The organism is Lactobacillus sp. B4005 (assembly GCF_026536045.1).
Lineage (GTDB): Bacteria > Bacillota > Bacilli > Lactobacillales > Lactobacillaceae > Lactobacillus > Lactobacillus panisapium.
On record NZ_JAFNOZ010000006.1, the window covers coordinates 50,725 to 64,443 of the forward strand.

Below are 13,719 nucleotides of genomic sequence, written 5' to 3' on the forward strand. Positions count from 1 at the left end.
CAGCCTGTATTATGATACTGACTGTCATTTTTACTTGTAATCACTTTTTCAAGCTCTTAGTCCCATTTTTATCATAAACGCGTTTTTCATTAATCTTCATCTTTGCAACAATATCCGTCCCTAAATCGCTGCCTAGCATTTCGGCAATGCCCATAAGAAAAATAGCGACATCGGCCAATTCTTCTCTGATATTATCTCTGTCTTGTTTCAGCCAGGCTTGAAAAAGTTCATTGACCTCTCCATACAATAAAAGCAGCTCAAACTTGATGTCAGTGGTATTAAAGCCATGCTTTTTCTTGTTTTCTATTACCCGTTTTTGTAATTTTTCCGTATCAAGAATCACGATTTACTCCTTTTTTGCAAATTAACCCAATTAAACCGGCCATCATCAGTTTGGTTTAAAAAAGGTACTTAATTAAATCACGTCTTCGTGTGACCTAGTCATCAAGGTACTTCATCAAAATTAAATTAACTTCCTGCTCCGAATACTGTTTTCCCGATTGAAACTTAGAAGCTAAGTATTCTAAAATTACTAATCTATTTTTAGCCTTGCTTGGCCAAACTTTAACCACCCCGTTAGCATCCAAATATCGTTCAAGTACTTCATCTTTTTCCACATTCATCACCTCTTATTCAGTTTGATAATTTGATCAAACATCGCTTTTTCTTCCTCAGAGATTTTATGGGCTACTTCAATTACGGCCAAGTTTGGCTGCTTTAGCAAAGTCTTGTGAATTTCAAGAGATAACTCAGGGTCAAGGGCACTGGTAGCCTCATCCGCTAGAAGAATTGGTCGCTCAGACAGCAATGCACGAGCAATCTCAATTCGTTGAATTTGACCGCCCGATAAGTTGACGCCCTTTTCGCCCACTTGATAGTTCCAACCTTTCTCTGAAATTAAATCAGTAAGTCCTGCTGATTTTACCGCATATGCTAGTTCATTGTCTGTAGCCTCGCGTCCTAAAGAAATGTTAAATTTGATAGTATCGTCAAAAATAAACGGCTTTTGGTTAACGTAACTGAAGTTATCGTGCGCCATATTCCAGTTTCCTGTCACGTTTTTTTGATTAATATATACATTTCCTTTATCCGGCTTGATTTTGCCTAGCATCAGGTTTAATACTGTCGTTTTCCCCCAGCCACTTGGAGCCATCAACAGGATTTTTTCATTAGGAGCAATCGTTAAAGACAGATCTGTCAAAATTTGGTGGCCATTTTGACTATATGATGCATCTTCGACTTGTAATCCAGTAAAAGTACCTCCACTTACCTGTTGTGCTTTACTACTTGAAAAACGCAGTGCTTTTTCAACCTTGTCCCACATCGGTTTAGTTGACTTGATTTGATTAAGCTGTTGAAAAATATTCACAATTGGATTAATAAATTCATTTGATAACTGGACTATCATGACCAACGTACCAGCACCAATTTGTCCTTGAAACATCAAGACTGCACCAACAAGAAACGGCAGTATGAAACTAAAAATATCAGCAAAAGTCATGATGACTTCTCCTGCCGATGCTTGAGTAAAGTTTAGTGACATCAAAGCTTTTTCCATCTTTTTCGCACTACTAACAACCTTTAAAACCGTTGGCTTCTGCGCATCATATAAGTCAACCGTTTGTGCTCCATTCAAACCATCGTTAACGCTCTGCGTGTACGAAGCATTCTTTGCTTCCCAGACTTCAGATTTATCTTGAATTTTTTTGGTGAAAGCTCTTTGAACTAAGCCGGGGACCAAAGTTGCTACCATAAAAACCATTGTTAATACCCACGAATTGATTATTCCTACAGCTAAAGAGAGCAAAAAAGCAATCAATTCCGAGATAATCATGAGCTCATTAGACGTCTTTGCCGTCTCAATTTGCTTAAGGTCATTAGTCATGAAACTTAAGCCGTCTTTTTGTGAATCACTGCGCTGATCGATTAAGTATCCTATCGTTTTTTCTTTCAAATAAATATTGATATCTTTAATAATCTCGCACTTCACGTAACGGTATGCAAAGTTGGACAGCATAATCATGACAATTGCCAATGAGCCTATACCAGCGATTTTTACCAAACTGTAAATGTTTCCCTGATGATTTTGCGCTGCATTCAGCATGATCTTAGTCACATAAGCAATGACTACATTTCCTAGTGCACTAATAACCGCAAAAAGCATATATATAATTAGCTTCCATTTTGGTGCAAACTTTAAAGAAGTTTCCATATTGTCCCAACCTTTCTGAGTTATTATTAGAGTGCTTGTAGACTCTACAGTTTTTTAATAATATTCACATTTTAAAATAAACAAATTTTAGCATTATCTAATCAATAAAACAAATAGCTTTGTCATATAAGTATATTAAATTACATAAAAAATCACGCACAAGTAATATTTGCCCAATTCAAGCTTTTTCGCCCAGGAAAAAGGTCTAAATAACACAGATTTTTAATAGACAAAAAAGGAGTCAATACCATGACCCCCCTTAAAATATAATTAATACATTAATTTAATATTAACATATTAAGTTGGCTATGTCAGCTCCATAATAATCTCCGCCCCAAAAGGAGTAGCCAAAAAAACTGCAAATACTACTAATATGGCACCTAAGACTGTTAAAGATGCTTTTAAAAGTAAAACATTTTTTGTGTTTGAAAAGTCCCGCTTAAAAGCCATAACGATCAGTGCAATTCCAATGACAAGAGACAAAATCATTATCCAAAAGCCCATAACGCACCTCCATGCCTCACTTAAAGTCTTTTACTTCTAAAATTAGTTTAGGACTATTTATGCAATCTGTGCACGAACTTAGCAGAAAGTTAGGTTAAACTTAAACTATTTGATAGGTTTCACCATCACTAATAATTGCCTGAGAATTATTAATCGGCACTAAATTAATTTGATTTTGATAGGTAGCAATAACTTTTTCATCTGCTTCAACAAACGGCTCTTCCTCAAAGTGTGGCAGCGTATAAAAATCAGTTTGTGCTAAAGCAGAGTAATCGGTTAAATCAGGAGCTACACTTGTATCGTCCATCAAACTATTATATTCAATGTTAGGTGCCATAATAATCGCCCCGGCTGATTCGCCAATGTAGGGTATCCCAGCATTGATTTTCTCATTAATTACCGGCAATAACTGCTTGCGCTTTAATTCTTGTAATAAATAAAACGTATTGCCGCCGCTAATATAAATTATTTGCGCAGCCTTTATTTTGGCAATTACTGCAGCTTGGCTTTCACTAGCAACATCTAATTCGTCAACTTGATAGCCCATTGCCACTAAAGCTGCTCGTCCTTCATCAATATAGTCAGTATAATCCTCAACATTACCCGCAGTTGGGATAAAGACAATTTCTCGGTCGGTAATTGCTTTGCTCTTAATAAAATCTTGAAATTGTGCGGTTACGCCGGCAAAGTATGATGCTAAAAAAACTTTTTCCATGTTATCCCCTTTAGAAGTTAAATCTAACTTTTACTATTTTATTTTTAAGTAGACGGCTTATTAACTGCAATTTAATAGCTAATTAAGTCAATATTTTTATTACTATATCATTGATTAGTAGCTCTGTCACTCCCGTCTCTAATCAAAATATGACTGTTGAAGAATATCATTGCGCTGAAAAAATAGCACTCGCTAAAATAAAAAGCCGACAAATCAGAATGATTCATCAGCTTAGTTAATTTCATTAGTTATCCAGCAAGGGCCCGTGATAGCCGCTCAAGTAGGTAGACAACCGGAACCTGCGTAGTTAAATTAATTGTCCGATCAATAATTTTGAACTCTAAATGATAGGAAAAATTAAGATCCGAAAGATTGGCAATCGTATTATCCTCATCATTAGTAATGCTAACAATCTTAGCACCCTGTTCGCGAAAATGCTTGACTTGGTCAATTGTCGGCTGTCCTTCACCACTGACAGATAGGACAATAACCGTTTTATTTTGATAAGAGTCACGACTAAGTTCGATAGGATAATATGGGTCACCGATTGCAAAGGCATTACGGCCATTGTTAACAAATTGGCGTGCGCCATAATCACATAGATCTCCAGAAGTGCCAATTCCGAAAAAGATAAAGTCCTTAGTTTCACGGGCAAATTGCTTAAACTGCTCAATTTTTTCTTCATAATCCGGCAAAAAGTTCGCTGAAAAATAATATTGTGCTTGATACGTAATGTCGTCGACAACCTTATTTCGACTTAACTCTTCCCTAATTTGGCTTTGCAATTCATAGTAATGCTTGTATCCTAAGGCTGTCAGAGTGCGCACAACAGAAGCTGGTGCAACGTGTAAAATCTGTGCCAGCTCGCGTAAGGTAATAGTTATTACCTGTTCTTTGTTAGCCACGATGTAATTGTAAATCTGTGACTGCGTGGCCGTCAGCTTCTTATTTTTGCGCACCTTTACACCTTCAGCTCAATCTTAATTAATCGGTCGCTTTTTGTTCAACTTTTAATTTAGCGCGATCCATGCTCTTAAAGAAACCATAGTAAATTGTTGTATCCATGACAATGTTAAACAATTGCATTATACCACCGGAGATGTGACCCGTTGCCAAAATTCCTGATAAAAATGGTGGCGTTGTCCATGGCGGATAAATACCGATTGTCTTAGCTACCCAGCCCATTTTCATAGCAAAATATGTCGCAATTATATTGGCCATTGGTGCCAAAATAAATGGAATAATAATGCGGTAGTTTAAAACAATTGGTACCCCGAAAATAACTGGTTCATTAATGTTGAAAAAGGCTGGAGCAATTGATAGTTTTCCTAATGCCTTCATTTCCTGGTCTTTGGCAACAAAAGTCATCAAAATGACAAAGCCCAAAGTAGCACCACAACCACCGATATGAACAAAGTTATCAAAAAAGGTTTTCGTAATAATGTTAGGTAATGGTTGGTGAGCCTTCATTGCAGCAGCATTAGCAGCAAGTGCCGCATACATAATTGGATCAATGATACCGGAAATTGCGTTGGCACCATGGATACCGAAGAACCACAAGATACAAATGACTAGTTCAATAACTAAGGCACCGCCAAGAGTATTGGTTACCTTGCTCATTGGGTCTTGCAAGAAGAAGGTAATAACGTTAGGGATGCTTTTCATTGGCGTCGCTTCAACACCAATTCTAATTAGCCAAACTACGAATAAGGAAATTGCCCCCGGAAACAGAGCTGCAAAAGAATTGCTGACTGCTGGCGGAACCGTATCTGGCATTTTGAAAACCAGGTTTTTATGCATCAACCAAACATATAGGTCGGTTACAAATAACCCTACTAACAAGGCAGTAAACAGACCTGATGAGTCAAACTGTTTCAACGGGATCAGCAATCCGCCATCTTTACCGACCTGAAGTGGAATGGTCAAAATAAAGGCAGCAATCGCCACAATCATCGCCGAAAAAGGATCAATGTCGCGGTAGCTTTTAGCTAAGCTATAAGAAATCCCAGCAACAGCAATTAAGCCCATAATATTAAACGATGCGTTAGTAACATACTGCACAACATTCGCCCAGTTAGGACCAAAAATATGTGCCATAAAGTCCAGATAGCCTTTGACAGGGAACTGCCCCACAATCATAAAAAGAGAACCAATTATAATCATTGGCACTGCGGCAGTCATCCCGTCACGTAAGGCAACCATGTGCCTAGCACTCGAAATGCGGTTAAAAAAGGGAATTACTTTCTCATTCAGAAAATTCTCCTTATTGTTTTCAGCCATTTTTATCTACTCCTACAAATTATTTTGTGACTGCTAATATTTGCAATCGCTTACATTAAATAATAGCATTTTGTTTCAAAAAGTCAATTAATTTATGAAACATGTTTTAATAGACAAAAAGACATTAAAATAGCATTCTATTTGGGTTCGTTCAGAAGGTAAATAAGTAATATACTTTTTAGATGTTTAACTCTTAAAAAATCTTGTTAGATTTCAATAATTTCCTTTCGATATTAAAAAATAATTTTTGTAACAAGTTAATATAATCTCGAGATTACATTTAATATAGCACTCTTTTTCCATTTGTGCAAACACATGTTCGAAAAAGGAGTAAAAAAATAAGATTACCAAATCTTATTTTTGAACTTTCTAGCCAAAACTAGTACATAGCTGGCTGAGCAGTTGAAATAGCTTTTTCTTCGTTTGCTTCTAATAATCTTTGCTGGGCTCGACTTAAAAGCCAAGCCGCTTGTTTAACTTCAATAATACTTGCTGCCTGTGAAGAGTTAATGGCTTTAGCTTTTTTAAGATAATAATTGTATGTTGAGGTAAAGCCTTCATAGTTATCATTTTTATAATTATCTGTATCTTTAATTACATTTTCTTGATTAATTAGGGACTGAAGAACTTGCCTGTCTGATTTATTGGCTACTTTACTATCTTCTTCAGCGCCATAAACTGTATTAATCGGTGTTAATAGTGGACCTGATATGTATTTTGTATCATCGGCCTTGATATATGCAGGCTGATTTAAAGGGGTGTCGTTTGGACTCATTGTAGAAACATCCATTAATCTATAAAATAGTTCGGCTTTCCGATCTTGTGCTACCCAAAGATAAATAGCCTCAATTATAGGGACATTTATATTTTTATTGAAACTTCTAACGTTATCGCTAGATTTAGGATTGAGAATGCTTGTAATGGTATAAGCATTACTTTTTCTTATAAAGCCTACGTACGTGTAACTAGTTCGTGTGGCTAATCTTTGTCGGGGTTTGTCTTTAACAAGTCTGGTCGCAAATCCACCGCCATCTATATTTACTATATGATAATAATTTTGTAGGTTATTACCACCATAGTCAGAATAAATGTAGTCTACTTTATAGGTTTTACCATCTTTGAGAATCACTTTACTGTCTCCAGTTCCAGTAAAAACCGATTTCTCTGTTGGTCCCATATTTGAGATTTTAACTGTTGCTTCAGAGATATATAGTGGCTTACCAGCAATTTGTTTAACGTTGCCAGCTTTGATATAACCACCGTTGCCAATATTATAGTAACAGTTACCACCTACCTTTCGGTATGGCAGCCAAGATTGGTGGTAATTATCATCATCAAGCAAGAAGAAGTGCTTGCTGTTACGTTCTATTGGTTTAATAGAACCCGTGAATTTAACCGTAGCGCCCTTCTTAAAGTGAGTCTTCCACATACTACCGCGATATGTTCGCATGCGTTTGCCAGACTTGCTATAAACATATGCACCATGAGCTAATTTCAACTTATTAGATGAAGTGGCAGCAGCAACTGTGGTGCTATTTTGATTTACTAATATAATAGCTGCACTAAAGGCCAATGTACTTGCGATGATACCTAACATAAATTTTTGATTAAATTTCATAGTAGTACCTCAAAATAAAATTACTAATCTAATTATTTATTATAATACAGCTAGTTTAATAGCGATGGTTCTACCGGCTTAGACTGTCTCTGGTGGATTACTCCATTGTTAATCAATTTCTATCATGGTATGCCAAGTTAAAGCATGGCATTATTAATTTACCTTATTTTCGTTTAGCGTGTGTCTTTGATTGTGCATTGTCCTGCCCGTAATACGCATTTTTACCGTGCTTGCGGTAGTAATGCTTATCCAGCAGATATTGCGGCAAGTGGCTGCTTGCCCGCGTTAACTGCAAGGTGTGGTAATCTTCCTCAGCTACCACTTCTAAGACTTTTGCATTATAAACCGCCTTGGCAGCAGTTTCACCCCAAGTAAACGGGCCGTGCTGGCTGACCAAACAGCCCGGCGTTGCTTCATAATCCAGGTGGCGCTCTTTAAAGGTGCGCACAATCGTCTTACCAGTGTTGCCCTCATAGTCTTCTTCAATTTCGGCTTTAGTCAAAGCATCAGCGGCCGGTACATCAGTATAGAAGGTATCGGCATGCGTCGTGTTTAGTGCCGGAATGTCCATTTGTGCCGCCGCAAAGGCTACCGCCCAAGGCGAATGCGTGTGGACAATCCCGCCAATTTCAGGAAAATGATTGTATAAATATGTGTGTGTCGGAGTGTCGCTTGACGGATTGCGGCTGCCTTCCACCACTTCGCCCTTTAAATTAATCACGACCAAATCCTCGGGCGTCAGTTCTTCATATGGCACGCCAGAAGGCTTAATAACAAATAACCCCTGCTTGCGGTCAATGCCAGAGACATTGCCCCAAGTAAAGGTGACTAGATCCAGCCTGGGCAGCTGCATGTTCGCCTCATAGACTTTTTGTTTTAATTGTTCAAGCATTTGCTCTTCTCCTTTACTTAAATTGCTTCCTGCTCGATGCCCACCTGCGCAAAGAGGCGGTCAAAGAAAGCTTTGGCAGCTTTGACTTCTTCCACTTCCTGTTCATCGCCGTTATCACCAGACCACATCTCAATGGTAAAACTGCCATTGTAGTTTAACCGAACAAGCAGACGCAGCAGACCGGCAAAGTCAACGCAGCCATCACCAAAAGGCACGTTCTTGAACTGCCCCTCTGAAGTTGCCGTTACTGGTTTACTGTCTTTTAAGTGAATCGCGCAAATGGTGTCAATGTAGTTTTCTAATTCTGCCGGGACATCGTTTTCCGGCCAGGCGCTTAAATTACCTAAATCAGGATAAGCCTGCAACCAAGGACTTTTAACCAGGTCATGATAATGACTGATTTTGGCCAGGTTATTAATAAACGGGTCATCCATGGTTTCAATTGATAGCATAACATTCTTTTTAGCTGCCAGGTGAACGCATTTAGTTAGATTTTCAACGTATAATTCGCGCGATAAGGCGCTCTTGTCTTCATAATAAACATCATAGCCGGCCATTTGAATATTGTGAATACCCAAATCAACGCATAAGTCGACGGCTTTGGCTAGCATCTGCACAGACTTTTGCCGGACAGCAGGATCCTTTGAGCCAAGCGGAAAACGGCGGTGCCCGGACAACATTAAGTTGTTGATCCGCATCCCCGTTTGCCACATTAAGCTGCGCATGCGGCTGCGTTCCTCGTAGCTCCAGTCAAGACGAGCCAAGCGCTCATCACTTTCATCAACGGAAAATTCGTAAAAATTAAAGCCCAGTTCATGCGTGAGTTCAAAGGTCTCGCGCCAAGATAGGTTTTGTGGCAGGGCTTTTTCATAAATACCTAGAGAATTAACGGTCATAATTACTATTCAACTCCTTTTTAAGTCGTTTAATCCAGCCCAATTGCCATCAAGCGCCTGCAATAAGGACCTGTACACATGATATTTTTGCTCATATATCTTTGTTGCTGCTTCACGCGGCTCATAGCGCGCAACTACCCGGGTCATTTTGCTCACTGCCGTCAGAAAATCCGGATAAACACCAGAACCGACGGCACAAGCAATTGCGCCACCTAACCCACCAAGTTCAGTTGCTGCGGTGAGCTCAATCGGTAAATTTAAAACATCCGCAAACATTTGAACCCATTGTTTAGAATTGCAAGCTCCCCCAGACATGCGAATGGCAACTGGTGGATGCCCTAAAACCTTTAACAACTGATCAACGTGATAATGATGGGCAAAACAGATTCCTTCATAAACGGCCCTAATCATTTCTGACTTCGTTGTTGAGCTTTGAATCCCCATAAAGGCACCTTCAGCGTTTGGATCAACGTTACTACCGTATAAAAATGGGAAAAACACCAGCTGTGCATAATTTGCATCAGTGTTTTCGAGCATTGTTTCCAAATAATTATAGATTGATTTGTGATTGGCTTGGGCGTTTTGACTTTCGTCTGCTAGCAACATTTTCAGCATCAAATCAAGGTTGCCAGCGGAAGTCGGACTAGAAGCCTCGATGAGATTTTCACCCGTCGGAAAGATTGAATTCATTAAGCCCGCCGTAATCGGAGCTTGCTGCTTACTAGGAAAAATGTTCATGTTCCACGTACCAGCAATTATACTGAATAATTGCTCATCCAACACCCCTGTTGCCAGGGCACAAGCATCAATATCAAACATCCCACCATAAACCGGCGTTTCTTGCCGTAAACCAGTAACTTGAGCAGCCTCAGCAGTAATTTCACCAGCATAATCTGTTGCATGAATAATTGATGGCAGTTTAGGATAAATTTCCGGTATTCCAAAAAAGTCTAACAGGTGCGAATCATACGAACCAGTATCCAAATTAACTAGATTATTACCAGAAGCATCGCCCAATTCCTGGTAAATTTTTCCCGTTAATAAATAGCGAATAAAATCTTTATTGGATAAAACATAACCAATCCGTCGATACTTTTCTGGTTGGTTTTCTTTTAACCAGCGCAAAATAACCGGTGCCTGACTAGCCATAACTTGTTGATGGCTAAGCGGATAAATCCGTGCTACTTGCTGATTTAACGCTGCCGCAATCTTTTTAGCACGACTATCCGTTGACAAAATACCGTTCATAAAAATCTTGCCATTTTGGTCGAGTACGTATAATCCCTTACCATGTCCAACAACAGCTACCGCACTAACTTGCTCGGGCATAATCTGGGCATTTTGCAAGGCCTTTTGAATGACATGACCAATATCAGTTAACAGCGTAGTTAGAGCAATTTCTTGAAAATCAGGCTGAGGTGTTAGTCTCTTAGTGCCAAATGACGCCATGCCTAGTTGGTGACCTTGTGCATCAATAATGATTGCCTTAGTATTAGTTCCTCCATTATCAATGGTTAAAAAGTAATTCATTTTATTCACCCTATTTAGTACTGATTTGATAAACCGCTACTTCATTAGCTTCGCGGTTGGCGGACAATAAATATTGGTGCTTATTTTTGGCAAAAACGGTCACATTACTTGGTCCTAAGTGCTCACCAATCAGTGTCGCGTTTAACTGAAGATCTTTAATTAATTCAAGGCCCTGCTTTCCTGCACGCCAGCCGAATAAGAAATAATCACGTCCAGCAATTTCTCCACCCCAAATTGCGTGGCCAAACGGTGTTGCAAATTCGCTAGTTGCTACAGAATTAAAATTCGCATCATACATTCTTAAGTGCGAACCATGAAAGCCTTCAATTGCCAAATATTCCAGTTGACCATCACCGTTAATATCTGCTGCGGCAATATCTGAAGTTTCTTTTTGTGCTAACTGCTGCAAGTGCCAATCACTAGTTTGGCTGGGATAATCAAGTCTGAAGATACCCTCAGCACCGGTAATTAGTGAATAACCCGCCATGCGGTGATAGCCGTGATTTTTAGTAATTCTAATTGGTAAAGCACGTAAATCCGTCATTTTTGCTTGCTCATCGTCATAATTGCCAACCCAGACTTTGCCAGGATCTGACCAATCATCAGTAAATTTTTTGGAGTTGGCAATCGAACAACCAACGTACCAGTAAGCACCACTTTCAGGTTGCGGAATCAGGTCAAAACGGTGAATATACGGAAACTCGCCAATGACAGTTTGGTCCCAGCCTGTCCCGTTAAAGGTCTCCTTCACAATGCGGCAATGCCGGGAATTGAAACCGGGATAGAACTTTTGTGTAGCTAAAAAATTCAGACTTCCCGGTAGCGGCACTAAAGTCATTGTGCCGCCAACAGTTGACCAAACCGTCGTTTTTTTAAAGTGATTATCCAAATCATAGGCGTAACATGGTTGGTTTTCTTCCGAAGCGACAATGATAAAATCACGGTCTAAAGCTTGCAGACGCATGATTGCATAACAGTGATCCAACTGGTCGCTAAAAATTTTGCTAAATTTCATCTATTTACCTCAAGTAATTAACTTAAAAAAAAGCAATCCCCGGATGAACTTGGAGATTGCTCTGTGAATGCACTAGCAATCAAGCACCTTGACCTAAGAGCTAGAAAAATTTTACTGGTTAACTTGGTTTAACGGTTGATGATCTCGTAAATAAGAAATCAAGTTCTGTGATGCTTCAGCCGCAATCGCGGTCCGTGCTTCTAAAGTTCCAGTTCCAGCGTGTGGGGATAAAACTACATTATCCAAGTCACGCAGTGCTTGCGGAATATTTGGTTCTGTTTCATAAACGTCCAGACCAGCACCAGCAATGTCACCATTTTTAAGGGCTGCAATTAAATCATCCTGTTTAATCAGCTGACCCCGCGCAGCGTTGATGATATAAGCCGAGTTTTTCATTTCCTTAAAGACTTCCGCATTAAAAATTCCCGTAGTTGATGGTAGTGCTGGCGCATGCAGCGTAATCACATCTGAATTTTTAACCATTGTGGCAAAATCAACGTACTTAACGTCGAGCTTTGTTTCTAATGCACTATCCAAGCGATGCGCATCATTATAAATTACTTTCATGCCGAATACCTGAGCAAATTTAGCAACTTCAGAGCCAATCCTGCCCATACCATAAACACCTAGTGTTTTCCCCTGTAAGCTCATCCCCATATATTTGGGTTCTGAAACATCAATCCAGTTGCCTGAGCGCACGACTTTATCGTAAAAATGCAAATGACGCACAGTAGCTAATAATAGGGTAAAGGTCATTTCAGCAGTTGGAACCCGGACGCCTTGCGGACAATTAGCGACAACAATCCCTTTTTGTTTAGCATATTCAATATCAATATGATCAAAGCCCACACCGTTAGCGGTAATAATTTTGAGATTGGTTCCCGCATCAATCAATTCACGGTCACCTTTCAGCCCCATAATAAGTAGGCCCTCATATTCAGGTAAATGCTCTAACACCCATTCGCGCGTTTCCTTCTCAGGCTCATAGGTTACATCAAAGTTTTTCCTTAATTCGGTAAGTCCTGCCTCAGGAATAATCCCTGTTACCAATACTTTTATTTTGCTCATCTTCTAGCTCCTTTATTTATTTTTAAAAACTGGATCCACACTATCACGCATTGCTTGCACGTTTTGCGGCTTAAAGTAAATGCGGTTGGCATTATTATACATAACGTCTTCTAATTCTGATTCAGTAAAGATATCCGTTGCTTCTAACCATGTTGCCAAGTTGTGATAGGAATTGAACGTTGATGACCATGGCGAATCGGTTCCCCAAAAGATTCTTTTAGCACCTAGCACCTTTTTAGCTAAAGCAACATCTTTTTGACAACGTGGAAACGGAAATTCTGTTTCTTTTTCAATATCTTGAATTGCGGAAATCTCGGTGTAGATGTTAGCATACGGCTCCCATTGCTGAAGTGCGTTTTCCAAACGATTTAAATGATCGGCATTCGGAAACGATAGGTGACAGACGACAAAGTCTAATTTGGGGTACCTCTGAGCCAAATTAACAATTGCCTCTGGCTCATAGCTATATTGCGTGTAGTCGCCGTAATCAACGGTTATGACAAAGCCAGGATAATCAGCGAAGAAATGGAAAATTTTTCCCAATTCGGGTGACGTATCCAGACGGAATGGCTTGTGGTAGCCGTGTAGACCTCCACCCTGGCTAATCTCAAACTTAATTGCCCGAAAGCCCAAATCCTCAACATGACGTCTGACAATTTCCATGGCATTATCCGCAAACGGATCGACTGAAAAAGCGGCAATAAACTTATCGGGATATTTTTTAGCAGCCTGGTAAGAATAATAATTTTGAAAACCGTATAAACTGCCCTGCAGTAGCACAGCTTTTTCGACATCATTTTCTTGCATTACCTTCAATGCTGATTCAGCCGTAAAATCAAGATCGCCCCAGCCTTCTGGGATCAGGTTTAAGAACATGCCGTTATCCCAAATCGCCTTGCCATTGCCTAAAGGCGTCATTCGGCCCTTGGCAGATAAGCCCGCCACTGACCGAACCAAATGCAAGTGTCCATCAATTCTCTTCATCGTAA

14 protein-coding genes are annotated in these 13,719 nt (G+C 39.5%); all 14 read right to left on the reverse strand.

Going from position 1 to position 13,719, the window contains the following annotated elements; genetic code table 11:
* Positions 1–40: 40 nt before the first annotated feature.
* A complete protein-coding gene (locus tag J3U73_RS09450; RefSeq protein WP_267410285.1) occupies positions 41–343 on the reverse strand; it encodes a MazG-like family protein in 303 nt (100 codons plus the stop codon).
* Positions 344–437: 94 nt separating this feature from the next.
* A complete protein-coding gene (locus tag J3U73_RS09455) occupies positions 438–617 on the reverse strand; it encodes a DUF2087 domain-containing protein (RefSeq protein WP_220268861.1) in 180 nt (59 codons plus the stop codon).
* Between the two features lie 5 nt (positions 618–622).
* A complete protein-coding gene (locus J3U73_RS09460; RefSeq protein WP_267410286.1) occupies positions 623–2,212 on the reverse strand; it encodes an ATP-binding cassette domain-containing protein in 1,590 nt (529 codons plus the stop codon).
* A 306-nt stretch (positions 2,213–2,518) separates the two neighbouring features.
* Positions 2,519–2,716: a hypothetical protein gene (locus J3U73_RS09465; RefSeq protein ID WP_220220469.1), complete on the reverse strand. Its 198-nt coding sequence runs from the start codon at positions 2,714–2,716 to the stop codon at positions 2,519–2,521.
* A gap of 100 nt (positions 2,717–2,816) precedes the next feature.
* Positions 2,817–3,431: a Type 1 glutamine amidotransferase-like domain-containing protein gene (locus J3U73_RS09470; protein ID WP_267410287.1), complete on the reverse strand. Its 615-nt coding sequence runs from the start codon at positions 3,429–3,431 to the stop codon at positions 2,817–2,819.
* A 248-nt stretch (positions 3,432–3,679) separates the two neighbouring features.
* The gene (locus tag J3U73_RS09475) at positions 3,680–4,390 is read right to left on the reverse strand and encodes a MurR/RpiR family transcriptional regulator (protein WP_220220468.1); all 711 of its coding nucleotides are present in this window, start codon (positions 4,388–4,390) and stop codon (positions 3,680–3,682) included.
* 25 nt (positions 4,391–4,415) lie between these two features.
* Positions 4,416–5,711: a PTS cellobiose transporter subunit IIC gene (gene celB / locus J3U73_RS09480; RefSeq protein ID WP_267410289.1), complete on the reverse strand. Its 1,296-nt coding sequence runs from the start codon at positions 5,709–5,711 to the stop codon at positions 4,416–4,418.
* Between the two features lie 379 nt (positions 5,712–6,090).
* Positions 6,091–7,329: an SLAP domain-containing protein gene (locus J3U73_RS09485; RefSeq protein ID WP_267394029.1), complete on the reverse strand. Its 1,239-nt coding sequence runs from the start codon at positions 7,327–7,329 to the stop codon at positions 6,091–6,093.
* 163 nt (positions 7,330–7,492) lie between these two features.
* Positions 7,493–8,221, reverse strand: a complete 729-nt coding sequence (locus J3U73_RS09490; protein ID WP_267410290.1) for an L-ribulose-5-phosphate 4-epimerase — start codon at positions 8,219–8,221, stop codon at positions 7,493–7,495.
* Between the two features lie 17 nt (positions 8,222–8,238).
* Positions 8,239–9,117, reverse strand: a complete 879-nt coding sequence (locus J3U73_RS09495) for an L-ribulose-5-phosphate 3-epimerase (RefSeq protein ID WP_267410292.1) — start codon at positions 9,115–9,117, stop codon at positions 8,239–8,241.
* A gap of 9 nt (positions 9,118–9,126) precedes the next feature.
* Positions 9,127–10,647 (reverse strand): FGGY-family carbohydrate kinase, encoded by a 1,521-nt coding sequence (locus tag J3U73_RS09500; protein WP_267410293.1) that lies wholly within the window; start codon positions 10,645–10,647, stop codon positions 9,127–9,129.
* Positions 10,648–10,657: 10 nt separating this feature from the next.
* Positions 10,658–11,662 (reverse strand): hypothetical protein, encoded by a 1,005-nt coding sequence (locus J3U73_RS09505; protein WP_267410295.1) that lies wholly within the window; start codon positions 11,660–11,662, stop codon positions 10,658–10,660.
* 111 nt (positions 11,663–11,773) lie between these two features.
* Positions 11,774–12,730 (reverse strand): NAD(P)-dependent oxidoreductase, encoded by a 957-nt coding sequence (locus tag J3U73_RS09510; RefSeq protein ID WP_267410296.1) that lies wholly within the window; start codon positions 12,728–12,730, stop codon positions 11,774–11,776.
* 12 nt (positions 12,731–12,742) lie between these two features.
* On the reverse strand, positions 12,743–13,714 hold the full coding sequence (locus tag J3U73_RS09515; RefSeq protein WP_267410297.1) for an amidohydrolase family protein: 972 nt from the start codon (positions 13,712–13,714) through the stop codon (positions 12,743–12,745).
* Positions 13,715–13,719 lie beyond the last annotated feature (5 nt).

What these genes read in the sequence shown, in the direction of transcription:
- J3U73_RS09515 (WP_267410297.1), bottom strand. Translation starts at nt 13,714, where the DNA reads ATGAAGAGAATTGATGGACACTTGCATTTGGTTCGGTCAGTGGCGGGC.
- J3U73_RS09465 (WP_220220469.1), bottom strand. Translation starts at nt 2,716, where the DNA reads ATGGGCTTTTGGATAATGATTTTGTCTCTTGTCATTGGAATTGCACTG.
- J3U73_RS09490 (WP_267410290.1), bottom strand. Translation starts at nt 8,221, where the DNA reads ATGCTTGAACAATTAAAACAAAAAGTCTATGAGGCGAACATGCAGCTG.
- J3U73_RS09485 (WP_267394029.1), bottom strand. Translation starts at nt 7,329, where the DNA reads ATGAAATTTAATCAAAAATTTATGTTAGGTATCATCGCAAGTACATTG.
- J3U73_RS09510 (WP_267410296.1), bottom strand. Translation starts at nt 12,730, where the DNA reads ATGAGCAAAATAAAAGTATTGGTAACAGGGATTATTCCTGAGGCAGGA.
- J3U73_RS09495 (WP_267410292.1), bottom strand. Translation starts at nt 9,117, where the DNA reads ATGACCGTTAATTCTCTAGGTATTTATGAAAAAGCCCTGCCACAAAAC.
- J3U73_RS09505 (WP_267410295.1), bottom strand. Translation starts at nt 11,662, where the DNA reads ATGAAATTTAGCAAAATTTTTAGCGACCAGTTGGATCACTGTTATGCA.
- celB (WP_267410289.1), bottom strand. Translation starts at nt 5,711, where the DNA reads ATGGCTGAAAACAATAAGGAGAATTTTCTGAATGAGAAAGTAATTCCC.
- J3U73_RS09500 (WP_267410293.1), bottom strand. Translation starts at nt 10,647, where the DNA reads ATGAATTACTTTTTAACCATTGATAATGGAGGAACTAATACTAAGGCA.
- J3U73_RS09460 (WP_267410286.1), bottom strand. Translation starts at nt 2,212, where the DNA reads ATGGAAACTTCTTTAAAGTTTGCACCAAAATGGAAGCTAATTATATAT.
- J3U73_RS09470 (WP_267410287.1), bottom strand. Translation starts at nt 3,431, where the DNA reads ATGGAAAAAGTTTTTTTAGCATCATACTTTGCCGGCGTAACCGCACAA.